Annotated in this window: 20 protein-coding genes, 2 tRNA genes and 2 pseudogenes; 14 read left to right on the top strand and 10 right to left on the bottom strand. The window is 35.8% G+C overall.

Translation table 11 applies throughout. The annotated features are described in order from the left end of the window. Nucleotides 1–296: 296 nt before the first annotated feature. From AAA915_RS03385 to AAA915_RS03405, 5 genes are all read right to left on the bottom strand, one after another. Entirely contained in the window at nucleotides 297–1031 is a 735-nt protein-coding gene (locus tag AAA915_RS03385; protein WP_338199878.1) for a DUF4097 family beta strand repeat-containing protein, read from the bottom strand. Nucleotides 1032–1236: 205 nt separating this feature from the next. Next, complete coding sequence (locus AAA915_RS03390; RefSeq protein WP_338199880.1) at nucleotides 1237–2115, bottom strand: DUF4097 family beta strand repeat-containing protein; 879 nt, start codon at nucleotides 2113–2115, stop codon at nucleotides 1237–1239. A gap of 80 nt (nucleotides 2116–2195) precedes the next feature. Further along, nucleotides 2196–3005 (bottom strand): DUF4097 family beta strand repeat-containing protein, encoded by an 810-nt coding sequence (locus AAA915_RS03395; protein WP_338199882.1) that lies wholly within the window; start codon nucleotides 3003–3005, stop codon nucleotides 2196–2198. 2 nt (nucleotides 3006–3007) lie between these two features. Then, nucleotides 3008–3652: a DUF1700 domain-containing protein gene (locus AAA915_RS03400; RefSeq protein WP_338199884.1), complete on the bottom strand. Its 645-nt coding sequence runs from the start codon at nucleotides 3650–3652 to the stop codon at nucleotides 3008–3010. Then, nucleotides 3636–3959 (bottom strand): PadR family transcriptional regulator, encoded by a 324-nt coding sequence (locus AAA915_RS03405; RefSeq protein ID WP_294604646.1) that lies wholly within the window; start codon nucleotides 3957–3959, stop codon nucleotides 3636–3638. Before AAA915_RS03405 ends, AAA915_RS03400 begins: the two co-directional genes overlap by 17 nt. 469 nt (nucleotides 3960–4428) lie before the next feature. Between AAA915_RS03405 and AAA915_RS03410 the strand changes: the two genes are divergently transcribed. Then, nucleotides 4429–6015, top strand: coding sequence for an ATP-binding cassette domain-containing protein (locus tag AAA915_RS03410; RefSeq protein WP_338199886.1), 1587 nt, complete (start codon nucleotides 4429–4431; stop codon nucleotides 6013–6015). Nucleotides 6016–6265: 250 nt separating this feature from the next. On the opposite strand, the gene AAA915_RS03415 is transcribed toward AAA915_RS03410, so the two are convergent. After that, a complete protein-coding gene (locus tag AAA915_RS03415; protein ID WP_338199888.1) occupies nucleotides 6266–7351 on the bottom strand; it encodes a DUF4097 family beta strand repeat-containing protein in 1086 nt (361 codons plus the stop codon). An 89-nt stretch (nucleotides 7352–7440) separates the two neighbouring features. Beyond that, the gene (locus AAA915_RS03420) at nucleotides 7441–8316 is read right to left on the bottom strand and encodes an alpha/beta hydrolase (protein WP_338199890.1); all 876 of its coding nucleotides are present in this window, start codon (nucleotides 8314–8316) and stop codon (nucleotides 7441–7443) included. A 139-nt stretch (nucleotides 8317–8455) separates the two neighbouring features. Between AAA915_RS03420 and AAA915_RS03425 the strand changes: the two genes are divergently transcribed. Further along, the gene (locus tag AAA915_RS03425) at nucleotides 8456–8977 is read left to right on the top strand and encodes a P-loop NTPase family protein (protein ID WP_338199892.1); all 522 of its coding nucleotides are present in this window, start codon (nucleotides 8456–8458) and stop codon (nucleotides 8975–8977) included. Between the two features lie 63 nt (nucleotides 8978–9040). Here the strand turns inward: AAA915_RS03425 and AAA915_RS03430 are convergent. Further along, a tRNA-Lys gene (locus AAA915_RS03430) sits at nucleotides 9041–9116 on the bottom strand. Between the two features lie 277 nt (nucleotides 9117–9393). Next, a tRNA-Lys gene (locus tag AAA915_RS03435) sits at nucleotides 9394–9466 on the bottom strand. Nucleotides 9467–9606: 140 nt separating this feature from the next. Here AAA915_RS03435 and yycF point away from each other — a divergent pair. The 12 genes and pseudogenes from yycF (at nucleotide 9607) to AAA915_RS03495 (ending at nucleotide 23425) form a co-directional block, all read left to right on the top strand. Then, complete coding sequence (gene yycF, locus AAA915_RS03440) at nucleotides 9607–10323, top strand: response regulator YycF (protein WP_046324122.1); 717 nt, start codon at nucleotides 9607–9609, stop codon at nucleotides 10321–10323. A gap of 61 nt (nucleotides 10324–10384) precedes the next feature. Then, nucleotides 10385–12238, top strand: coding sequence for a cell wall metabolism sensor histidine kinase WalK (walK, locus tag AAA915_RS03445; RefSeq protein WP_174794753.1), 1854 nt, complete (start codon nucleotides 10385–10387; stop codon nucleotides 12236–12238). After that, nucleotides 12228–13562 carry a hypothetical protein gene (locus tag AAA915_RS03450; RefSeq protein WP_338199896.1) on the top strand — a complete coding sequence of 445 codons (1335 nt, stop codon included), beginning with the start codon at nucleotides 12228–12230 and terminating at the stop codon, nucleotides 13560–13562. The genes walK and AAA915_RS03450 overlap by 11 nt, the downstream gene beginning before the upstream one ends. A gap of 2 nt (nucleotides 13563–13564) precedes the next feature. Next, nucleotides 13565–14392, top strand: coding sequence for a two-component system regulatory protein YycI (locus tag AAA915_RS03455; protein WP_046324125.1), 828 nt, complete (start codon nucleotides 13565–13567; stop codon nucleotides 14390–14392). A gap of 15 nt (nucleotides 14393–14407) precedes the next feature. Then, on the top strand, nucleotides 14408–15205 hold the full coding sequence (locus AAA915_RS03460; protein ID WP_122025503.1) for an MBL fold metallo-hydrolase: 798 nt from the start codon (nucleotides 14408–14410) through the stop codon (nucleotides 15203–15205). Between the two features lie 64 nt (nucleotides 15206–15269). Then, nucleotides 15270–16481, top strand: coding sequence for a S1C family serine protease (locus tag AAA915_RS03465; protein WP_294603485.1), 1212 nt, complete (start codon nucleotides 15270–15272; stop codon nucleotides 16479–16481). A gap of 491 nt (nucleotides 16482–16972) precedes the next feature. Further along, nucleotides 16973–17452, top strand: coding sequence for a 23S rRNA (pseudouridine(1915)-N(3))-methyltransferase RlmH (gene rlmH, locus AAA915_RS03470; RefSeq protein ID WP_338199901.1), 480 nt, complete (start codon nucleotides 16973–16975; stop codon nucleotides 17450–17452). Nucleotides 17453–17541: 89 nt separating this feature from the next. Beyond that, entirely contained in the window at nucleotides 17542–18522 is a 981-nt protein-coding gene (locus AAA915_RS03475; protein WP_338199903.1) for a LacI family DNA-binding transcriptional regulator, read from the top strand. A 123-nt stretch (nucleotides 18523–18645) separates the two neighbouring features. Next, entirely contained in the window at nucleotides 18646–20049 is a 1404-nt protein-coding gene (locus AAA915_RS03480) for a family 43 glycosylhydrolase (protein WP_338199905.1), read from the top strand. A gap of 18 nt (nucleotides 20050–20067) precedes the next feature. Continuing rightward, nucleotides 20068–21486 (top strand): annotated as a pseudogene (locus tag AAA915_RS03485) (PTS transporter subunit EIIC); the annotation flags it as partial. Between the two features lie 57 nt (nucleotides 21487–21543). Beyond that, a pseudogene (locus tag AAA915_RS03490) lies at nucleotides 21544–21975 on the top strand (PTS sugar transporter subunit IIA); the annotation flags it as partial. Between the two features lie 34 nt (nucleotides 21976–22009). Next, the gene (locus AAA915_RS03495) at nucleotides 22010–23425 is read left to right on the top strand and encodes a glycoside hydrolase family 32 protein (RefSeq protein ID WP_338199906.1); all 1416 of its coding nucleotides are present in this window, start codon (nucleotides 22010–22012) and stop codon (nucleotides 23423–23425) included. A gap of 41 nt (nucleotides 23426–23466) precedes the next feature. Here AAA915_RS03495 and AAA915_RS03500 read toward each other — a convergent pair whose 3' ends face one another. Then, on the bottom strand, nucleotides 23467–24120 hold the full coding sequence (locus tag AAA915_RS03500; RefSeq protein WP_338199908.1) for an energy-coupling factor transporter transmembrane component T family protein: 654 nt from the start codon (nucleotides 24118–24120) through the stop codon (nucleotides 23467–23469).

Consider the following 24120-nt stretch of genomic DNA (forward strand, 5'->3'; position numbering starts at 1 on the left):
TTAAGCTAGGCAATAAAAAATTAAACTTTGTATTTATTACTTTGATCTAGACAGTTAAAAAGATTTGAATTAATTTCAAAAATCAATTCAAATCTTTTTGCTTTATGCTGGTAATTAGCTGCAGATTATATAGAAGTTAAATCTATAAGAATGTCACCGTCATCACAGGGAACTTTGAGTAAAGACGCACCCTTTAATTTTTAGCACAATCTTTGTGATAGGTTATTACCGTGAAATACAAGTTCATCATCTGAAGCAGTTGCTTACTGGTAGCTTGCCTTAGGAGGTCTGCTCTTTTATTGAATTTTGATTGAGCCAACCGAGCTGATAGCAGTTAATTGGTTGGCATTGCCTTCATGCTTGTAAAAATGCTTGCCCATTCTATTGCCATGAAAGTAGATCGATCCTAAAGTGGCAAATAAATCGTAATCTGTCTTATGCTCTTCATCATCTATCATTTTTAATGAGCCAGCGGCTAGGTTAAAGTGGTTTTTCCCTTGCAAGCTTGTGACCCTGATAGTTCCAGCAGCCAGATTTGCATTAGAATTCATCTTACAGTGATTGATGTATAAACTACCAGCGTCTAGCACCATTTCGGCTTTATTTTGGATCGTGATGTCTTGTAATTTTAAGGAACCAGCATTTGCTCTGACATCAAGTTTCTGCATATTAAATCCAGCTAGGTCAATGTTGCCAGCAAAGTCAATTATCTGGACTTCATTGAGCTCTGTAGCTTGAGGTATGGTAATAGTTATTTTAGGTTTAATTTTGCGAATATAAACTTTTTTGTTAAAATGAGGCTTTCGTGCACGAATAAAAAGGGTTTGCTCCACCACACGAATTTTTATCCGATCAGGATTAATGTCATAAGTTGATATATGAAAATCAGAGCCTACTTGAACAGAAACACCAGAGGCGGCTATTTTAACATCTATGTTGCTAAAATTTTCCAAATCAATTTCTTGTGATTCTACTTTTTCATCATGAGCTTCAAATTCTTGATCAAAGTCTCCGTCAATATGTATTTTCATAATTAAATTATCTCTTATCTTTTTAACACTAATTTAATTTTTACTTTATCTTATAATATCATGCTAGTTTAAGTGAAGCAATAAAAAAATAAAGTATTAGATTTAGTCAACTAAAATAACCATTTAAAAAGACTGGGATAAATTTTAAAAATCAATCCCACCCTTTTTGCTTTATGAGTTTAATCAGCTGCAAATTGTATGGAAGTTAATTTATGAGAATATCACCGTCACCACAAGAAACTTTGAGTAGAGGCACACCCCTTAATTTTCTAGCAAAATGTTTGTGATAGTTATTACCATGCAATATAAGTTCATCCTCTGAAGAAGTTGACAACTGGTAACTGACCTTAGGAGATCTGCTCATTTGGAAATCTCCTTCACTTAGATTAAAGGAGCTGTCAGCCAGTAATTTGGAATCATTGACTCTGACGTCACCATCACCCAAAGTTGCCTTAATTTTAAATTGACTATTTATAACGTTTAAATCACCTTCACTCAAGTTTAAAATACCACTTGTCGAAGCAGAGTTCGAAATTTTTAAATTGCCATTGTCCAGATCCAAATTGGCTTTGTGAGCTTTCACGTTTTCAGCGCTAACATTACCATCTTCAACCTGCAAGTCGAGGTTAGCGATAGTTAAGTCAGCTAAATGAATATTGCCTTCAGAGCATGATCCTGTTATTTCTGTGATAGAGTCATCTGCCGGAACGGTAACATTTACCTGATAAGTCCCGTCCTCATAAGCATTATTGTCAGAAATGGTCAGCTGGTCGTCTTCAACTTTAGCACTGATCTTTTTGATATTAGGACCGCTGATAGTAACTTGAAAGTCGTTTCCTTTACTGATTTGGATATTGGGTTCTTCGGCGTCAATATTAATCTTAGAAAACTTATCTACATTAAAAGTACGTTTTTTGGCTACTACGTGGTGGGATTTTCTACTTCTTTGATTATGATTAAAAAAATTGCCAATATTAGTTGTAGTGCTATTGATATCTTCATTGCCGCCTTTTGCATGGCCAAAAATAAATAAAATGATGCCAATAATGACGATCAGCCCGCTAATTTGGTAAAACTTTTTCATTGCTATCCTCCTTGTTTTGGCTAAATTTTTAAGCTTTAAATGGGTGCTACTAACACATCTAAGTAAAATTTACTTCCCTACTAATTAATTAAAATATCGCCATCCATACTGGTAACTTTTAATACGGGTTTATTTTTAACTTTTTTTGCAAAATGGTTGGAATGGTAAGAACCTTTAAACATGATTTTATCATCCGAATGGTTTGTCAATACATAGTTGATCTTAGGGGCGTTTGACATTGAAAAGTCGCCGTCATTCAATATAACTGAGCTGTTATTTAGTATTTGAGAGTCGCTAATTTTAACATCGCCATCATTTAGTTTTAGTGAACTACGTGAAAAAGTTGACTGGTTTACTTTGAGGTCACCGTCATTTGAATTGAGGTCAAGGCTTTTCGCAGTAAGCTTATTAAGCAAAACGTCGCCATCTTCTATTGTCAAATTGATGCGGGGAACATTTAAACTGTTGATATAAAAATCGCCTTCTTCACAAAAACCAGTTATCTTTTTCACTGCATTTTTAGCAGGAATATAAATGTCGACTGCATAATAACCATCATTATAATGATGTTCTGGCTGATCCGAAATAGTGAGCTGATTGTTAGCGACCTTGGTTTTTATTTTTTTGATGTCTGCTCCGTGACCACCTCTAACCACCACTTTAAACTTGTTAATATCCTTAAGTGAAATTCTGATATCGGGTCTGTAACAAGCTAACTTAATACTGTCGAACTTTTTTACGTAAAAAGTCTTGCTTGCATTATAATGAGCGTGTTTACCATTATAATCATGTGATGGGTTATCATTTAATCTAAATACGACTAGAAGAATGAGACCAATAAGCAGTATCAGGCCAAAGATTAGTCCACAGATTTTATAAAACTTTTTCATTTTTATTTATCCTCATTGGTATTCTTTTCAGAACGCGTCTGAAAGTAATTTTTCTTAAGCAGGTTTTTACCTAAGTTTCTAATAATTTGGGTACACTTGGCAATTAAAATTTGGCCTAGTTTGACAATAAACGGGAGTAACAGCAGGATGACGCCGATACAAATTAACGATTTACCTAAATAGACGCAGCCTGTTGGCCAATCACTGGTGAATAGGAGAGATAGCGACTTCAGAAAGTTTAAACCGCCACCAACAAAAAAATTAAACAAAAATCTTATTAAAGCAAAAAATAAGCCAAAGAAAATAGCCAGTAAAAAGAAGATTACGAATAAAATTACCAAAATAAGCGGTATCCCGATCGGAGCAGCACAAATACCCAATAATATATACCAGCTGGCCTTTAAATTTGATCGTGGAGTTTCTGTTTTAGCGGGTGCTGAGTCATCTTTAGTTGAATAATCAGCTAGAATATTGATTGCCAGCTGCTTAGGGGTTCCTAATTCCGCCTCAATTGTAGAACGTCTGACGAAGTCGCCATCTAATAAAAATTCACGGTAAAATTCAACGACATCTTCACGGTCTTTTGCAGGCAAATCGACTAAGTTTTGTTCAAGTTCGGCAATATAATCATCAATTACTTTGGTCATTTTGTCCTCCTAATACTTGATTAACTCTTGCACTAAAATCTAGCCATTCATCTTGAATTGAGTTTAACATCGTTATTCCTTCAGCAGTAATGTGGTAATAGCGTCGATTACGTCCTTGATAAGGTTCATCGTAAGTTGTTAAGCAGTTATCCTTTTTCAGTCTTCGTAAAACAGGATAGATAGTTGACTCGGAGATAGAAAAAATCTTTTGCACATTTTGTGTCAAAGCGTAGCCATACAGATCATCTTGTTTTAGAAAAGCTAAAACCGCACCATCTAGCAAACGAGTTGGTATTTGGATTGCCATGCTTTGCCTCCCCTAATATTATATGTTATATAATATTTTAATTTAGGCCGCAGAAATTAGCAAGTACCAAGCCATAACTTTTTTATAAATATCCCGAAAAATGAACAATCGACCTTTCTCAAAATGTTAGGACAAAAAATAACCGTCTCTGTGCTGGCATACTTTGGCGGTTATTAATTTAATACAGCTTTTGTTTATAAAAATTATAATAAAAAGATTGCAATATTATAAAACTTAATTTTAAATATTATTTAATAGTTATTGAGAATTTTTAAAACCAGGATTGCATGATGAATTAATAAAAAAACTTAAATAAAGTTCTAAGAACAAATACTTCGAAATGTCGCTTTTTGAAAAATTTGGGCTTAAACACGCTCCTTATAAAAAATAATAAGGGAGTACAAAAGGGTTTAAGCTCACCTTATGCGAATATTTCTACTACCAATAAATTTATATTAGGGGGTTGTAAGTGAAATATATTTTTAAAAAAGATCCTAAAAGGGTAATAGTTTACCTTATTTTAACCATTATTTTGGCGCTATTAATGGTTTCAAATTCGCTGGTATTAAAGTACATTATGGACGTGGCTTCAAGCAAGGGCTTGAATAAATACGTGTCCTTGGTTATCAATGTATTGTTATTTATTTTGGTTCAGTCTCTGGCATATTATTTGCAGCAGCTAAATTCACAATATCTGGCAAGAGAAGCTGTATCGGTCTATCGTAATGTAGTTTTTGAACGCTTGTCCAAACAAAGATTGCTAACACTTAATTCAAATGAATCTGGGCAATACATTTCACTATTAACTAGCCAAATGGATAATTTAGGGCAAAATTATTTTTATACCTTTTTTTGGGGATTATATTTACTACTACAATTTTTGGCTGCCAGTTTGCTTTCTTGGATAATAAACCCAGTGATGGCAGTATTTGCTATTATTTTAAGTATTCCTAATATTTTGATACCAATAATTTTCAGGAAAAAATTACAATTAAAAAAGAGTAGCACAATTGCTGCAACTAATGACTATGTTAATGAAACAAACGACTTATTTTCTGGTCTAACAGACTGGAAGGTAAATCGTTCTGAAGCTGCAGTAGTTACAGAAGAAAACAAAATCAATGAAAAATTATTACATAGTGAAAAAGAAGAGCTAAAAACAGAAAATACAGTTACAGTTCTCAATAAAACTTTTTCTGATTTTTTGTATTTTGGTACATGGCTAATTGGCACGTTTTTTATTATGAAGAATAATTTATCAATAGGCCAAATTGTGGCATTTACTCAATTAGTTACGAATATTTCTTTTCCTATTTACAGTTTTTCTGATCTATTTTCTCAATGGATCGGAGGAAAAAAGGTATTTGACTCTATAGAAAAGGAAACTGGCGAAGAAACCATTACCTTTGAAAACGATAAAGCCATTGCGCCCTTTTCTAGTATCGAATTAAAAAATGTAAGTGTTTCTTTTAAAGAAAAAAATATTATTGATTCACTGAGTCTTAAAATTATAGCTGGGAAAAAATATTTGATTGTTGGTAAAAGCGGTAGTGGTAAGTCTACTTTTATCAAACTTATAACCAAACAATTAGATGACTACCAGGGAGAGATTTTCTTAAATGGAATAAATATAACCCGACTTACTGATAACCAAATTTATCAAAATATCAGTTACTTACCACAAGATGGTCACGTTTTTGCGACTACATTGCGTAATAACCTAACTTTATATAAAAATTATCCGGATGAAACTATAATTAAAGTGTTAAAGTTCGTAGAATTAACTAAATGGGCTAATGCCGAATCTTTGAATATGAATCTTGGAAATTCAGATACAAAAGTTTCAGGAGGAGAAGCTAAGAGAATTGAATTGGCAAGACTAATACTTCGAGAAAAAAGTGTGTTAATTTTGGATGAATTCTCTTCTGGAATAGATAAAATAACTTTGCAAAAAATAGAAAGTAAGCTTTTAAGTTTACCTGTTACATTATTATATGTAACCCACACATATGATGATGACTTAATAGCTAAAGCGGATGAGGTTATTCGATTTTAAAATGTTGTAGTAGTGCAACTTTTTAGAAGAAGCTTTATATCTTGAAGAAAACAGAAAAAACCTAATAAGCTCAAGTTATCAGGTTTTGGGCCAGCCATAATACTGGCTAGAATTTAAATTAATGATCAAAGTGGGTTACCCCACATATAAGTGGAGAAACAGGTCGAACCTTTTTCATGTTAATAAGTGAAATATAGAAATATATGTGATAGTAAATTGATTAGGTAGTATCTTTTTAATTTATGTATTTCTAGCTAATGATAATATCTCCGTCTCTTGAAACTGCTTTTAGAGAATCACTTTGTGCATTTTGGCTATTAAAGCTGTTGCCAATATTGGAATGGTGATAAATGATGTCTCCATCACTTGTTTTTAATTGGACGCTGATCTCGTGAGCAAGATGGCTTAACCTCAAATCACCATCTGCAGTTTTAACAATGTTTTTGCTAGTAAGCTGGCTGCGCTCAATCTTAATATCTCCGTCTCTTGCTTCTAGGTTGAGGTTAGCGTGACATTGGTTAATTTCTACATCGCCATCACCTGTTTTGACGACTATTTGCTTAAGGATACTGCGTTTAAAGCTGAGATCTCCGTCATGAACTCTGCTTGATAACTGAGCAACTTTTGATTGGGTGACAAAGAAGTCAGAGTCTCTGCCAAAAAAGGTTAGTTGGTCTGAGACTTGAACGTTATTTAAGTATAAGTCGCCATCATGCAAGTTAAGTACAATATTATTGAGACTGAGATTTTGTAACATAATGTCGCTATCGCGGTTATGTCCGCTAATTCTAGTTAACGAATCTACATTAGGAACGGTAATTTCTACACGGCTGGCATTGGTAAGTCTGTTGAACATAAGCACATGAGTTTTTTGTTCAGTGGGAGACTCTTTAACTACTAATGTCTGCTTAACTAAATCTATTTGTATTGGCCGACTACTATAATCTGCCACTACTACTTGAAATTGCTTACCTTGATGAATCACTACATCAGTGTCCAATACTTCCAGCTTTACTTCACTGAAGTCTCCAAGAGCAATAGTACGCTCTCTGCGCGGATATCTTTTAACGCGCAAACCGTTAAAATAATTATCACTGGCATGGGGAGCATTAGCGGAAGAAGTGGCTGCTGTTAAAAACTTAACATAGTCACGTTTGATCTGTTGGGCCAAGCTGTCTGGAGTTCCTAATTCTCTAATAATTTCTTCTTTTGTTTGAAAGTCACCATCAAGTAGAAAATCCCGGTAAAAATCTAATGTATATTTTTGCTCAGCGGTAGACAAAGTTGATAAATTAAGGGCTAACTTTGAGATGAAATTTTCAAATAGTGGATTCATCATTTTTCTCCTGTTACTAAAAACGTACTTTTTCTTTTATTATACGCTAAAATTATGATAAAAATATTAAAATAACTTAAAATTAAAAATTATTTTGACCACAAAAATTGTCCAATGATCCGATCAACTTTGTAATTTTCATGTAATTTGCTGTGCTGACCATTTGCACCCTTAATTTCAATTTCATGATACTTGCACTTGCCTCTTAGCAGGTAACGCAAAGATTGTGCTGAAACACAACTGACATCATCATCTGAATTAGTACCGTCTTCTTTATTACCAAAAATATTTAATATAGAAACATTATTGGGAAAATTATGACGGTGCTTTAAAAAGTAACGGTATGATGGAGTCATATATTTTGGCCGCCCATTTTTGAGCAGGTAATTATGGTTGGGCTCCTCATCTATGCCAATGATGCCGTTAAAGGGCGCACCGAGATTGACTTGTTTTTTTAATCGTGGCAAGTTTTTGTCTTTACCATATTTTAGCTGGTAGGCGAGTGTCATGATGTTTCCCATGGAATGAGCAACGGTATTATAGTGTTTAATGTGATATTTTTGTTTTAAGAGTAAAATCAAATTATAAAACCACTCGCGGGTAGTATAGTAATTACTGTTTTTATTATCTTGTAAAATCACTTGAATAAGTGGTCGTTTAGTAGCGCGTGGCCAACTTCCTTGTAAATCAACTTTGCCGCTAGCAGAGATTCTGGCAGTTAAGACTTTTTGAGCACCATTATGCTGCTGAGCATATGCAATCATGCCTGCAGTGGATCGTGCTCCCGCACCATAGCCATGCAAATAGATGGTAGGCACTGCTGCAAAAGGCGTTTTTTTCTTGTATGTGGAGTTAACTTCTTCATTCAGCTGAGGGCTTGTCTTTTTAAAAGTATGGCACAGCATGGTTGCAAGCAGCAGCACACTAAGAATACTGCCTAATCCAATTAACCATTTTTTCTTCATAATATTACCTTTTTTATAATTGATTATTAATTATATCTTACGTGTATTATTCTAATATTAAAATGGCAAAGGGCTAATAATATAGCTTAAATAGTAACGCAAGCTCTAGATGTTCTTACATTGAAAGGAAATTTATTTCATGGCACCAATTTTTATTTTAATCAGAGGAAACTCAGGCAGTGGCAAAACCGTTTTAGCTAATTATTTGCAAAAACAGTTTGGCTACCAAAGATGTTTACTTTTGCATGAAGATGTATTGCGCCTTGATCTTTTACATGTTAAGGAAAAAGTAGCAGCACCAACTGCCAGTCTAATAGACTCACTGGTAATGTGGGGCCGGCAGTATTATCCCATAATTATATTAGAAGGGATATTGCCCAAAAAGATTTATGGCCCAACTCTAACTAAAATAATTCATGAATTCGGTGCAGGAGCTTTTGTTTATTATTTAGATATTTCTTTTGCACAAACAGTAAAAAACAATGATAAAAAGAGCAGTCCTTTTCCACTCGCAACTCTTCAAAAATGGTGGCTTGAAGAGGATACACTTGGCGGAAAAGAGCGTAAACTGGCAGAAGGCTCGATCAAGGAATCGGCAGAGGCAATTTTGACAGATATTGCAGATTATAAAATGAAAAAAGGTGACCGGAACGTCACCTAAAATTTAATTAATTAAAAAAGGCAATAAAAAAAGCACCGACTACTTGCAGTGCTATTTTTATTATGGTGGGTGGCCAGGGGCTCGAACCCTGGACCCACGGATTAAGAGTCCGTTGCTCTGCCAACTGAGCTAGCCACCCGTTATCATTTCTGTTGACAGTTAATTATGATAACAATTAATTTGCTTTTTGACAAGGCTTTTGTATAAAAAAGTATGAAGAATTCTACTTAGCCTTTGACTGACCCAAAAAATTTTGGTTAGGCATCAAAGAGATGATTTTGATATTTTATAAAATTTATGATGTTTTGCAAAATTAGAGCAAGATTATCAGAATTGACAAATAAAAACTATTTGATATTATGTAAAGGTTTAACAAAAAAGACAGCAATCAAGTGATTGCTGTCTTTAATAATCAATGGGTGGCCAGGGGTTCGAACCCTGGACCCACGGATTAAGAGTCCGTTGCTCTGCCAGCTGAGCTAGCCACCCATAAGCGTTATTACAAATAACCAACGGAGACTATTATGCTATTATTTTCGATGAAATGCAAGTTTTTTTATTAAATTTTGATGACTTTTTTGGCTAATAAACTAAAAACCAGTATAATGATAACAAAAGGGGGCTTTTCGATGTCAAAGAAAATTCTCGTTGTTGATGATGAAAAACCGATTTCTGATATTATTAAATTTAATTTGACAAAAGAGGGTTTTGACGTTGACACTGCATATGATGGTGAAGAAGCCATCAAAAAAGTTGACGAATACAATCCTGACTTAATGATTTTAGACTTGATGTTACCCAAAAAAGATGGTTTGGATGTAGCTCGTGAAGTAAGACAAACGCATGATATGCCCATAATTATGGTTACGGCTAAAGATACTGAAATTGATAAAGTTTTGGGTCTGGAAATGGGTGCAGATGATTATGTGACTAAGCCTTTTTCTAACCGTGAACTAGTGGCACGGGTGAAGGCTAATTTGCGTCGGCGTAATATTGTTAAAAAAGATGAAAGTGCTGGCGATGATAGTTCAACGAAAAATATTACTATTGGCAATTTGGTAATTATGCCAGATGCTTATATTGTTGAAAAAGAAGGTAAAAAGATTGAGCTGACTCACCGTGAATTTGAGTTGCTCTATTATTTAGCCCAGCATATGGATCAGGTAATGACCAGGGAACATCTTTTACAGACTGTTTGGGGTTATGACTACTTCGGTGATGTCCGGACAGTTGATGTTACTGTGCACCGTTTACGTGAAAAAATTGAAGATAATCCAATTCAGCCGCAGATTTTAGTAACTCGTCGCGGTGTTGGCTATTACGTTAAACAGCCTAATGAAGACTAACAAAGAAAGCCCCGCAGTATTTAGCAAGCGCGGCTTTCTTTTTATTTAATTTTGTAAAACTATGAAAAAATTCAAGAATAAGTTTAAACATTTAACCATTTCGATAAATACTACTTTAGCTATTGTGTTCATGGCGATGATCATCGCTACCATTGAAGTTATTGGTGCCTATTTTACCCGTCAATTGGAACAAAACAGTATTGAAAATTTTCAATCATCCATTCAAGTTTTGCCAATAGTTTCTAACCAGTTGTCAACGCAATTACTAAAAGACAATAAGCATACTGACAGTAATTTAAACAGAATTGTCAATGACTACAGCAATGGTATAGGTACGATTAGTGAAATTATTGTTGTAGACAATAAGGATATTATTCGTGCAGTTTCAAACCTAAATGATAAAAACCGGATTGGTCAGCGTGTCAATAATACTTTAGTTAAGCAGGTAACTTCAACTGGCAGACAGGCAACTAAAGTTGTCAATGAAAACGGAGACTATATGGTGCAAGTTACCCCTTTGAACGCAGGTAACGGCTCCGCCAATACTGTTGGTGCAATTTATGTCCGAGCGTCAATGCAGGGGGTTTTTAATGACCTGCGCAATATTTCATTGATGTTTTTGGTCACATCTATGATTGCAGCAGTAATGGGTGCAATCTTATCTTTAGTAGTCTCCCATGCGATTACTAAGCCCATTGAGGAAATGCAAAGCCAGGCACTTAATATTGCTGATGGTGATTATTCAAGTCAGGTAAAAATCTATTCCAACGATGAATTAGGGCAGTTAGGTCAGGCTTTTAATACCTTGTCTGTTAGAATTGAGCGCTCTCAAGAAGAATCTGAAAGTGAACAGCGTAGGTTGGACAGCGTACTGTCTCATATGAGTGATGGCGTTCTTGCAACTGACCGGCATGGTAATGTTAATGTTGTCAACCAAATGGCGCTCAATTTTTTAAACCAAACGGAAGATGAAATCATTAATCAGCCGATCGCTACAGTTTTAGGCTTAAAAGAGTCCTCACAAGATTTAATTGCCAACCAGAAAGGTATAGCAATCACCCTGAGTAAAGGAACAAGGGATGAAGTCATTCTACACGCCAGTTTTTCTCTTATTAAAAGAGTTACCGGCTTTGTTTCTGGTAGTGTCTGTGTTTTGCATGATATTACTGAACAACAGAAGAATGAAAATTCACAAAAGCAGTTTGTTTCTAATGTTTCCCATGAATTACGTACGCCACTTACTAGTTTACACGCGTATATTGAGACGTTAAATGAAGGAGCATGGAAAGATCCCAATGTTGCCCCCAAATTTTTGCAGGTAACGCAAGAAGAAACTGAGCGCATGATTAGAATGATCAGTGAACTTCTCAGTCTGTCAAGAATGGACAGGGGAGTTTCCAAAGTTGATTTAGAATGGGTTAACTTTAACGATTTTGTAGCTCATATCTTGGATCGCTTCGACATGATTGTTAAAACGGATAAAAAGGAAAACAAAAAGTATACCATTACTCGTGAATTGGGTACGCAGGCATTATGGGTAGAAATCGATACTGACAAGTTTGCGCAGGTAATTGATAACATCATGAACAATGCCATTAAATATTCGCCTGATGGTGGCGTGATCACGGTAAAACTACACTCAGAGCAAAAACGCATTGTTTTGAGTATTGCCGATCAAGGCTTGGGTATACCACGAGAAGACTTAACTAAAATTTTTGATCGCTTTTACCGCGTTGATAAAGCTCGTTCACGGGCTCAGGGTGGCACAGGATTAGGCTTGGCGATTGCTAAAGAAATAGTGGAAGAACATCACGGTCATATTTGGGCCAACAGCAGTGAAGGAAAGGGCTCTACTTTTTATATTGCACTGCCTTATGAACCAATGAGTGAAGGGGATGATTGGGATGAAGTCTAAATTTAAGCTTGGCGACGCGTTGCTTTTAATAGGAACTTTGGCTGTTTTCGGTCTGTCAATTGTACTCTGGATATTTATCATGACTAATGACCAGTATTTCAATCATATTAGCCAGACCAGCAGGGTAACAGAACAAACGCGCAGCCGCCGCGATCGGATTGTTTCCAATCTTTATATTCCTACTAATTCTTATGGTTTTAAAAATGGTCAGTTGTACCGCTTGTATGATGCTAAAAAGAATTTACCACTGGAATTTGTCAAAGAAGTAAAAGGGGTAAAATACCGTAATATTAAGAAAATTAGTACGGATAAAAAAGAATATGAAGAAATGTTGCATGATTCGGAGTGCATCCAGTTAAGCTTTCCTAAAGAAGTCAGCATTAATTTGTTTACTAAGAAGAACGTAAAAAAAGGCGATCCGAAATTTCGCCGTGTCTTCATCACAAATAGTAATGATTTCCTTTATTTAGGTAATGATAAGACTTATACCATTTACCGTATTAATTTAATTAAGGGCAACTTTAATAAGCTGCGTAGTTATGCTAGTAACGCTCGGGGCAAGATCCCCGTTGAGTTTGTGCGTCTCAAAAATTGTTATGAGGTTTTTTTCACCAAACAAGACCACTGGCGCATATACAGCTATTTGACAAATACGCAAACCGATTCTTACTTTGTTTCTCGCCTTCTAGGCACGACAAATGTAACTACACGCTCAAATAAAAAAGGCTGGGTTACTTATTCGCTTAACTACTATACCAACTTAAGAGTCCCAAAGGCTAAAACTGACCGCCATGATTTTCACTATACACGTTATGAAAAGCGCAAAGACAAAACGCTGAACGATCAACTGCTGGAAAGTGTCAGTTTTGTTCATAAACTTGGCTTGAGTGAACAAGATTTACGTTATTTTGATACAACGGATGATTCTATTAGCTATGCTAATTATGTTGAAGGGATACCCGTCTTTTGGGATAACAGCAGTCCTCAAGTAGTGACGTCATTTACTGGAGATGCAGTTAAAGTTGACTTTAACAATACGGATTTACAAATTCCGATACCTTTTGATGGGCAAACAAAAACTCTACCATCGAGTGCAACGGTAATGCAAAGATTAGTTAATGCCGGTATGAGAAAAGAAGAAATTCAGCGCATAATAGTGGCTTTTGGTGTAGAAAAAGATAATTCACATGACCACCTGGTTAATCTAGTACCGGGTTATTATGTTAAAGCATATAATCAATGGAAGAGTTTGGCTGAATGGGAAAAAGTTGATTTTCTGAGCTTAAATAAATATAAACAGGCAATAATGGAAGAAGGGAAATAAAGATGGACCGTAAAAGAATAGAATGGTTATTTTTCATTATTTTCTTGTTAATTGATATTTATTTAGGAATCGAAATTTGGCGTTCTCCTATTAGCTTAAGTGATACATCCGGTTCAACTGCAACAAGTATCCGGGCCGAGATGCGTGCTGACGGCATTGATATTCCCCTCCATATTTCGCATAAGCAACAATCTGGTTATTACTTAGCAGTTAAGAATCGCGACTATCTTTCTCGTAAAAGCAGTAGTTTAACGCAAGTTACTACCCATTATTCTAAAAGCGATAATTCTTTAACTGGTACACCAAAATCCCTGATTTTGCTCAGTGGAAATCGTAAAAAGAATTTACAACAATTAGAGGATTTTAAAAATGATCCTAAAAATGTTCCTTACGGTAAAGAATTTAAATTCGAACCCAGTATGTCAGGCGATAATACCTATTGTTATGTACAAAATACTGACTATGGCCGTATTTATGACAGTGATGCCCAGTTAACAATTAATGTGCGTGATAATCAAATTGTTAACTATACTATTTCTTATATGGGGCCTATTAATGCTGTACGTGAACCACAATTAATTATCAGTGCCTGGCATGCTGTCAAAGCAATGTATACTGATAGGGAAATTGTCAACAATTCACGTGTAATGCAGGTTAGCCTGGGTTATTCTAAATTAACCGATGTTCGCGGGAGTACTATTTTATTACCAACTTGGTTAATTCAGGTAGAAAATAAGACTACTAAGAATATCACTGTTAAAAGAGTTAATGCATTTACAGCACAAATCTTGCAGGGCAGCTCATATAATGTTAATGTACAGAAAAATTAGGAAGGAAAGAATGCGGTGCAGGTTTCCGTTTTGGCCAGCGGTTCGACTGGCAATACCAGCTTGATCGAAACTGGACAGCATAAGATTTTGATGGATGCCGGCTTGTCAGGCAAAAAAATCAAGATGTTGCTAAGTGAAGTTGGCGTTGATATTAAAGATATTGACATGGTTTTTTTAAGCCATGACCATTCAGATCATAGTAAAGGATTGGGGGTTTTGATGCGACGCTACCCTCAAATCGCTGCTTTTGCCAATAGTGGTACCTGGGAATATTTAACTGAAACGCAAAAAATTGGGCAGATACCGGTTGAACAAATTAATGTTATTGAACCGGGGCAAACAAAAACATTTGGTGATTTGGATGTTACTGCTTTTGCGACCAGTCACGATGCGGCTCAGCCACAATATTATGTTTTTACAAGCGGCGGTAAACGAATGGCCTTTTTGACAGATACCGGTTATGTTTCCCGTAAAGTAAAAAGTGTAATTGCAGACGCAGATGCCTATCTCATGGAATTTAATTATGACGACATGATGCTGCGTAATGGCCCGTATTCCTGGGGATTAAAACAACGCATATTATCGGATGTTGGTCATTTATCAAACGATGATGCAGGGCAGGCTCTGCTGGATGTAGTAACAAGTAAAACAGAACATATTTTTTTGGCACACAGGAGTCAGCACAATAATACGGCAAAGTTAGCTTACAATGCTGCTAAAAAAATAATGGTTGACGGAGATGCTAATTTGCCCAGTGATGTTAAAATTGTTTTGACCGACCCGGTCCAGCCAACTAATTTAGTACAAATTTAAGGAAATTTTTTACCTTTTTTCAAATTTGGTTAGTATAGTAAAAAAGATATATAAAGGAGACTAAATGATGAATAATCAAAACTCTGGTCGTCAGCAACATGGCATTTTGAAGACTGCTATTATTGGTGTTGTAGCCGGACTTATAGGTGGTGGGGCCTCATATGTGGCCTTAGATCAAATTAATAATGCTAATATGAATAATAATGCACAGACTAGTATTAGCTCCAGCAGTGCTAAAACCTCTAGAAACAGTGCTAAAACTAGCGGGACAATGACTCCAGCTTATAATGACGTTAAAGGTGCTGTGGTTTCAGTTATTAATATGAAACGACAGACAAGCAGCAGCAATTCCCTTTTCGACATTTTCGGCGATTACGATGATAATGATAATAAGGGCAAAGGAAAGCTGCAAACATATAGCGAAGGCTCAGGAGTAATTTACACCAAGTCGGGTAATAAGGGCTATATTGTTACCAACAACCACGTCGTTTCTGGTAGTGATAAAATTCAGGTTATGCTGTCTAATGGTAAAACAGTTAATGCACGTATCATTGGTACGGATGCTACAACAGACTTAGCTGTACTTTCAATTGACAGCAGCTATGTCACTCAAACGGCTGAATTTGGTGATTCTAAGAGCTTACAGGCAGGACAAACAGTAATTGCGGTTGGCTCTCCTCTGGGTAGTGAATATGCTTCTACGGTTACTCAGGGGATAATTTCAGCTCCTGCACGTAGCATCACCACTTCATCTGCTAATCAGCAGACAGTTATTCAAACAGATGCAGCAATTAACCCTGGTAACTCAGGTGGTGCATTAGTTAATTCTGCAGGACAGGTTATTGGGATCAACTCAATGAAGCTTTCTCAATCAAGCGATGGTACATCAGTTGAAGGAATGGGTTTTGCTATTCCTTCCAATGAAGTAGTAACTATCGTTAATCAATTGGTTAAGAAAGGTAAGATTGTGCGTCCACAACTGGGAGTTAAAGTAATTGCTTTACAAGGCATTCCTTCCAGTTATAGAAACCACCTTAACATCAAATCTAATCTTAAAAATGGTATTTATGTAGATTCGGTTACCAAGCACAGCGCGGCTGCTATAGCAGGAGTTAAAGCAGGCGATGTAATTATTAAGGTTGACAACAAAGCTGTTTCAGATGTTGCTTCGTTACACAGCATTTTGTATAATCACAAAGTCGGAGATAACGTCAATTTAACCGTTAACCGTAACGGAAAAGAAATCAATTTGCGAGTAAAATTGCAATCGGACTAAATCAAAAATATTCCAGAATTAAGTAGAAAAAGGGCTATACTATGCGGTTTGAAACATAAGTATAGCTTTTTTCTTAATATTATTATTGGGAAACAAAATAAAGTTCGGAATTAATAGCTGTCAAGTAAAACACAAAGATAAAAATCTTGTTGATAGCTGTGGATAACTTTGTGGATTGTGCATAAAATGCGAAAAATCAGTTAGGATAAATTGTGGAAAACCTGTGAATTGTGTGTAAATAATAGTGAAAATTAATTAGATCAAACAGTTGTTCAAGGCTTAACAGCAGTATTTTAGGGTAAAAAGTTTGTGAAAATTACCTATAAGTAATCTCACTGTGGGTAAATTTAGCCTGATAAATTTAAAAAAATAAGCAAAACACAAGTTATTCGCTTACTAAAGGTAAAGACCACAAAATGTAGTTTTTAACTTTACACAGTTGTGGAAAAGGTAAGTGGAAACTTTGGGAATTGGGGGATAAAATAGCAGTTATGAATATTAAAATTGTTTGTGTGGGTAAATTAAAAGAAAAGTATTTTAAGGATGCTATTGCTGAGTATCAAAAAAGGCTGAGCCGTTTTGTTAAAATACGGTTAATTGAAGTTCCTGATGAGAAGACACCAGAAAAGTTTAGCCAAGCGGAGCAGGAAAATGTCAAAAAAATAGAAGGACAAAGAATCCTGAGCAAAATAAAAGATAAAGAATACGTTTTTGTAACCGCAATTAATGGCAAGCAGCGAACTAGTGAAGAATTTGCGCACGAGATAAAGGACCTTGCAACCTACGGACATTCTGATCTTACTTTTGTTATTGGTGGCAGTTTAGGCACAAGTTCTGAAGTGGATAAAAGAGCAGACGATTTAATGAGCTTTGGTAAAATGACTTTGCCCCATCAGTTAATGCGGGTCGTTTTGATTGAACAAATTTATCGCAGCTTTATGATTAATAGTGGCAGTCCCTATCATAAGTAGATTTCTTTAACTTAATACCGTATTGTATAAAATCCATGGCAGTAGGGCTTAAAACATTACAAGATTGAATCTAGGATGGAATTTTAAATATGAAAAAGATTGGAATACGTGAAGTGGCAGAAGAAGCCCATGTTTCTACGGCTACAGTTTCACGAGTTTTGAATAATCGCGGTTATATTAGTAAAGAAACTCGTGATAAAGTGCATGTAGCCATGAAGAAATTAGAGTATTACCCCAACGATCTAGCTCGTGCATTATATAAAAAAAGAACGTATACAATTGGTGTAATTTTTCCTTCAAATGTTCACCCATTTCAAGCTGAACTAATCCAAGACATTGAATATCTCTTGGCCCAGCAGGGCTACAAGCTGCTGTTATGCAACAGCTTGAATAATCCTCAAAAAGAGATTGAATATTTAACAATGCTCCGCAAAAACCAGGTAGATGGCATAATTGTGGGGACACATAATAAACATGTGTCTGGTTATCAAAATTCCAAACTACCAATAGTTGCAATTGACCGTGATTTAGGTAGGAATACTACAACGGTTGCTTGTGATAATTATGCTGGTGGGAAAATGGCAGTGCAACTATTAATTAATCATGGCTGTAAGCAAATTCTTGATATTAGGGGAGATAGTTCTGTCAAATTACCGGCTAACGATCGCTCAATTGCCTACATGGATTTACTAAAAAAGAACAATTTACCAGAAAACATCTTAGAGGTTCCGTTTGTATGGGATGCTACTAAAAAGAAAAAAACTATTGAGAATTATTTGGAAAGTCATCCTCAAATTGATGGTATCTTTGCGGGTGACGACCTTTTAGCTTCATTAGCTATTTTTTATTTGGAAATGCACCATAAAAGGGTGCCAGAAGACGTCAAAGTTATTGGCTTTGACGGGGCAAAGCAAACTTTACTATATAATCCCAGATTAACAACAATCAGGCAGCCAATTGCTCAAATAGCTAAGGTAGCAACAGAAAAATTGATTAATAAAATTAATGGTAAAAAAGAAACAGATCGACTGGACCTTCCTGTTAGCCTATATTTAGGTCATACCGTGTAAAACTCGTCAGTTTAAGAGCTGACTTTTTTAATTTGTAATGTGTAACCGGTTGACATATGTAACGGGTTGCAGTATATTACGATATATAAATGAAAGTGCTAACAAGGAGAAGTGACAAAATCAATGCCAACCAATAATCAAAGAATTTATTATCAGCCAAAAGATGTCTGGGTAGGAGACATTATGCCGTATGCTAAAGATGGTCAGTTTTATATATATCACCAAAGAGATAAACGTATAAATGGCCCTATTACTGATCCTTTTGGATGGTCTCTGGCAACAACTAAAGACTTTGTGCACTACCAGGATTATGGAGAAGTATTAAAACGTGGTAGCGATCAAGATTGGGATCAATTTATTTATGCGGGATCTATTTTTGAAGCTAATGGCAGTATTCATGCTTTTTATACAGGATTTAATAAGGAATTTTTAAAAGAGAAGAAGACTTCGCAGATTTTATTGCATGCCACTAGTAAAGATTTTGTTCACTGGACTAAATCAAAAAATGCCTTAAAACTTGAACCTCAACTAGGCTATGACAATCGTAATTGGCGAGATCCGTCAGTTATCTGGGATGAAAGTAAAAAAGAATATCTGTTAATTTTAGGAGCGCGTAAAGGTCAAGATAAGCACAAACTAACTGGACGGCTTGTAAAATATACTTCAAAAGACCTCGAAAATTGGCAGTTTGAAGGCGATTTTTGGGCACCAAATTTATATACTATGTTTGAAATGCCACAGCTGTTTAAGATGGGTGATTGGTGGTATCTGGTTTATTCGGAATACAGTGTAAAAAATAAGGTTTTCTACAGAATGAGTAAAAGTCTCGCTGGTCCTTGGCTTAAGCCTAAAGATGAAGCTTTTGACGGGCGTGCTTATTATGCTGCGCGTACGGCTTTTGATGGCAAGCGGCGAGTACTTTTTGGCTGGGTACCAACCAAAACAGATCTAAATGACATGAACAACTATGAGTGGGGCGGTACTTTTGTACCGCAAGAAATTTACCAGCGTTCAGATAATACTTTAGGCGTCCGCCCTATTGCAGAAATCTGTGCAGCTTTCGCAAATAAACAAGAAATTGCGCCACAAGAATTACAAACCACGGACACACTTCAAGAAAAGGAACTTATTAAAAACACGGGTGAACATTTTTATTTTCATGCCAAAATCAAATTCAGCTCTAGTGTCAGTGATTTTTCTGTAAGGCTTTATCAAAATTCTGCAACAGATGAATCATATGAGTTCAGATTTAATTTGGATGAGAATTGCTTAACTTTGGATAAGAATCCTTGCTACAGGTGGTATCAAATGATGAACAAGGGACTTAACAGACCAATCAATTTACGGGCTGGTAAAGAATATGATCTTAAAATAATCGTGGATGATAATATCCTGACTATTTATTTAGATGGTACTGCCTTAAATGCCCGCGTTTATCATAAATTTGGTCATGGCTTAAGTATGACAGTGACTAATGGAGCCCTTCATGTTGAGCAAATAGAATTTTCCAACGATTATCGTAAATGATAAAAGGGGATAAAATATATGACAGATTATAATAAAATTGCGCAAAAAGTCTTAAAAAATGTTGGTGGCGCAGATAACGTAGTTAGTGCCACTCATTGTGTTACTAGATTAAGATTAGTTTTAAAAGACATTAACAAAGCGGATCAGGATGCTCTTAATAATATTGAAGGTACTAAAGGAGTAATATACAATAGTGGTCAATTGCAAATAGTATTTGGGCCGGGAGCAGTTGAAGAAGCTTATGATGCTTTTGTCAAGGTATCAGGTACAAAGGAAGTTTCAGTAGATCAAATTAAAGATGAAGGAATGAAAAATAAGAATAAGTTTCAACAGGCTTTCAAGGTTTTTGGTGATATCTTTATTCCTATAATTCCAGCTTTCATTGGTGCTGCTATGATCTTAGGACTGAGATCATTGCTTGCCACTCCTGGTATGTTTGGTATGACTAAGTCCTTAGCACAGCAAAGTGTTTATGTAGGAGATTTTTGTAAGTTCTTGAATGTGATTGCTACTACGTTCAAAATACTTCCTGTCTTAGTAATGTATACTGCAACAAAACGCTTTGGTGGCAATCCAATTTTAGGAATATTGGTTGGCTTTGTCATGATTTCTCCTGATTTGGCTGACAGAAACGCTTTTGTGTTAGGTCAAGTGCACCCGGCATACTGGAACCTATTTGGTCTAAAAATTGCTGCAGTTGGTTTTCAGGGCGGTGTCTTTGCCGCTATTTTAACCGCTTGGTTCCAAGCAAAAGTAGAAAAGTTTGCTACCAAATACGTACCTCAAATTGTCTCATATATTTTAGTACCGACAATTACTTTACTGGCAGCCAACTTATCCCTATTCTTATTATTTGGACCACTCGGCTTGTGGATTGGTGATATTTTAGGTGGTATTATTAACTTCCTCTATATGAAGATGAGTGCATTAGGCGCGTTTGTTTTTGCAGCTGGATTGCAGCCACTTGTTGTTACAGGTACCCAGCATGCTATTCAGGGGATTGAAGCAAACTTAATTGTACAAACAGGTTTTGACTATATTCAGCCTATCTGGTCAGTTTCAATTATTGCGCAAGGTGGTGGCTGCATTGGAATGTATTTAATTTTAAAGCAAAAGTCCAAAGATCGAGATATTGCCATTTCAAGTTTTATTCCTACTTTGGTTGGTATAACAGAACCAGCAATATTTGCAGTTAACCTTAAATATAGTATTGTACCTTTTGTGTGCTCATTCTTAGGAGCTGGTTTCGGCGGCATTTACATGAAGTTGTTCAATGTTAAAGGTTTAGCGCAAGGACTGACGGTACTTCCTGGTTTAACAGTTGCAAGACCAATTGAGCCGTATGTCATAGGTAATTTAATTGCATTTATTTTGCCAATTATCTTTATTCTTACCTGGAATAAATTCAAGCCAATTTTACCGGAAAATAAGAGACGGGTTAATCATCGAGAAAGCAAAATAATTGTTCCTACTGATGATAATTCAGTCTTAGCACCAGTCGATGGTGAATATCTTCCACTTGAAAAAGTTAATGATGAAACATTTTCTAAAAAATTAGTCGGAGACGGTTTTGCTATTCAGCCCACTACCGGTGATATTTTTTCACCTGTTAATGGTAAAGTAATTTCAGTGTTTCCTACTAAGCACGCAATTACTTTAGAAAGTGAAAAGGGTGTGCAAATATTATTGCATATGGGGATTGATACTGTAGATTTAGGCGGCAAGGGATTTACCATTTTAGTAAAAGACGGTCAAGAAGTAGCTGCCGGCGATCCTCTTGCAAAAATGGATTTAAAAGCTATTCAAGCAGCCGGTAAACAAACTACTGTCATGGTATTATTCCCGGAATATAAAAAAGGCTTTACAACTGAAAATAAAGATACAGAAGTCAATCACGGCAATTTGATTTTGCAATTAAACAAGTAGAGAACGAAAATTTATTGAAAACAAGGAAGAAAAAATGCAAACTCCTGCTAAAATTACTAACAAGCGGTATCGGCTAAATTATCACATAACAACACCTTCTGGATGGATGAATGATCCCAACGGTTTTTCATATTACCAAGGGTATTATCATATTTTTTACCAATACTATCCTTATTCATCTAAAAGGGGCCCTATGCATTGGGGCCACTATCGCAGTCAAGATTTAGTTCACTGGGAAGAATTACCAATTGCACTGACACCGGATAGTCCTGAGGATAAAGATGGTTGTTATTCTGGCAGTGCAATTGAAAAAGATGGTTGCTTGTATTTGATTTATACAGGTAATCATTACTACGATGTAAATGATCATAGTCGCTTTTATCAAACGCAAAATGTTGCCTATAGTGATGATGGTATTCATTTTAAAAAGTATAGTAAAAATCCTGTGATTGCGTTGCCACCGACGGATAACTCACAGCACTTCCGTGACCCTAAAGTATGGCAACATGGAAATGAATATTATATTGTTGTGGGTGGTCAGGACAAAAAGGGATTAGGCCGTGCAATTACTTATAAGTCGACTGATTTATTGCACTGGGATTATTTGGGACCAATTGCTGTTTCTCAGGGAGCCGACATTGAGGGATACACCTGGGAGTGCCCTGATCTTTTTTCATTGGGCAGAGAGGACGTTTTGTTATGTTCACCTCAAGGAATCATGGCAAACGGTAAAGAGTATCTTAACTGCTATCAAACGGGATATTTTATTGGTAAAATGGATTATCGCAACAATCAATTTAAACATGGTGCATTTCATGAACTTGATCACGGACACGACTTTTACGCTGCCCAAACTATGTTAACGCCTGATAATAGGCGTATTGTTTTTGGCTGGCTTGATATGTGGCACGCTGACTTTCCCGAGCAGGCTGATGGCTGGTGTGGGGCGTTAACTTTGCCGCGAGAATTAACTTTAAAAAATAATCAGCTGTATATGACGCCAGTCAATGAGTTAAAACAATTACGGCAAGAAAAAGTAGTTGACGAAAAACAAACGAGTTCTTCAATGCAGGTTAATGTTTCTGATCCGCAGCACTTAGAGTTACTTTTAACGTTTGGTGTAGGAGACTGGCTAGGTAATGAGATTAGCTTTGTTTTTAGAAATGAACAGGAAAATCTGGTTACACTATCTTGGAATAAGGAAAATAATGAAGTAATTTTGACGAGAACAGATAAATCGACAAATGACGCGCAACGTTATGGCAAACTAAGACCAAACTCCAAACTAAAAATTCAAGTTTTTATTGATACAAGTTCAATTGAATTTTTCTTAAATGACGGAGAGCTGGTATTTTCAGAACGCTATTACACAACCAAAAAGCCAGCAATTTTTATCACTGCAGACGCGCCGGTTAATATTAGTGTTGCAGGTTATTCTTTAGCTGAATAAATTAAGAGATAGAAAAAAAGTGGACAAGCATGTCCACTTTTTTATTTTAACGTCAATAATGCTAGATTTACTAAAACCAAAATTGCAATTGACTGTAGCCAGTCACTTTTTTTAACAGGAACAGCTGCAATGACAGAACGTTTAGCATTTTCGCGGTAACCATGGGATGCCATACCTTGAGCTAAATTTTCTGCGGAATTCAGAGCAATTAAGATAGCTTTAAAATAAAGAACCGGTGACCAAAAACTCAAATATACCCCCCGCATCATGCCAGCGGTACGAATTTGCTTAACAGCCTCCCTCATTCGGGGAACGATATTAAGAGCAGCTAAAACTCCATAAGCAAATTTACTGGGCAAATGAAAATTTTGTTCAAAAGAGCGGGCTAATTCTGTAGCAGTTGTGCTTATTGAAACGCAGTAGATAGTCAAAGTATAAACGTAAATTCGACTAGATAAGCTTAGTGCGTTCTGTAAGCTGGGCTGTGGCGAGAACCAGTATAAGGTCGCAAAAACTGTAAAAGCAGCAATTAAAGGCATAAATAGAGTTAAAAGCAAATTGCTTAATTTAATGTGTTTATAAATTAAATAGATCAATGCAAAGAATATGATAAAAAGGTTTGTTAGTAAACTTGATTTCAGTGATATTTCTATAGAAATAATCAGAGCCAGGATAAATTTAAAACTAGGATTCAT

Origin of the sequence: Lactobacillus rizhaonensis, from assembly GCF_036246345.1 — a bacterium.
GTDB classification, from domain to species: domain Bacteria; phylum Bacillota; class Bacilli; order Lactobacillales; family Lactobacillaceae; genus Lactobacillus; species Lactobacillus rizhaonensis.

Bases quoted from the DNA above. Each gene is read 5' to 3' on its own strand.
- AAA915_RS03385 (WP_338199878.1), bottom strand. From the start codon at position 1,031: ATGAAAATACATATTGACGGAGACTTTGATCAAGAATTTGAAGCTCAT.
- AAA915_RS03390 (WP_338199880.1), bottom strand. From the start codon at position 2,115: ATGAAAAAGTTTTACCAAATTAGCGGGCTGATCGTCATTATTGGCATC.
- AAA915_RS03395 (WP_338199882.1), bottom strand. From the start codon at position 3,005: ATGAAAAAGTTTTATAAAATCTGTGGACTAATCTTTGGCCTGATACTG.
- AAA915_RS03400 (WP_338199884.1), bottom strand. From the start codon at position 3,652: ATGACCAAAGTAATTGATGATTATATTGCCGAACTTGAACAAAACTTA.
- AAA915_RS03405 (WP_294604646.1), bottom strand. From the start codon at position 3,959: ATGGCAATCCAAATACCAACTCGTTTGCTAGATGGTGCGGTTTTAGCT.
- AAA915_RS03415 (WP_338199888.1), bottom strand. From the start codon at position 7,351: ATGAATCCACTATTTGAAAATTTCATCTCAAAGTTAGCCCTTAATTTA.
- AAA915_RS03420 (WP_338199890.1), bottom strand. From the start codon at position 8,316: ATGAAGAAAAAATGGTTAATTGGATTAGGCAGTATTCTTAGTGTGCTG.
- AAA915_RS03425 (WP_338199892.1), top strand. From the start codon at position 8,456: ATGGCACCAATTTTTATTTTAATCAGAGGAAACTCAGGCAGTGGCAAA.
- yycF (WP_046324122.1), top strand. From the start codon at position 9,607: ATGTCAAAGAAAATTCTCGTTGTTGATGATGAAAAACCGATTTCTGAT.
- walK (WP_174794753.1), top strand. From the start codon at position 10,385: ATGAAAAAATTCAAGAATAAGTTTAAACATTTAACCATTTCGATAAAT.
- AAA915_RS03450 (WP_338199896.1), top strand. From the start codon at position 12,228: ATGAAGTCTAAATTTAAGCTTGGCGACGCGTTGCTTTTAATAGGAACT.
- AAA915_RS03455 (WP_046324125.1), top strand. From the start codon at position 13,565: ATGGACCGTAAAAGAATAGAATGGTTATTTTTCATTATTTTCTTGTTA.
- AAA915_RS03465 (WP_294603485.1), top strand. From the start codon at position 15,270: ATGATGAATAATCAAAACTCTGGTCGTCAGCAACATGGCATTTTGAAG.
- rlmH (WP_338199901.1), top strand. From the start codon at position 16,973: ATGAATATTAAAATTGTTTGTGTGGGTAAATTAAAAGAAAAGTATTTT.
- AAA915_RS03475 (WP_338199903.1), top strand. From the start codon at position 17,542: ATGAAAAAGATTGGAATACGTGAAGTGGCAGAAGAAGCCCATGTTTCT.
- AAA915_RS03480 (WP_338199905.1), top strand. From the start codon at position 18,646: ATGCCAACCAATAATCAAAGAATTTATTATCAGCCAAAAGATGTCTGG.
- AAA915_RS03495 (WP_338199906.1), top strand. From the start codon at position 22,010: ATGCAAACTCCTGCTAAAATTACTAACAAGCGGTATCGGCTAAATTAT.
- AAA915_RS03500 (WP_338199908.1), bottom strand. From the start codon at position 24,120: ATGAATCCTAGTTTTAAATTTATCCTGGCTCTGATTATTTCTATAGAA.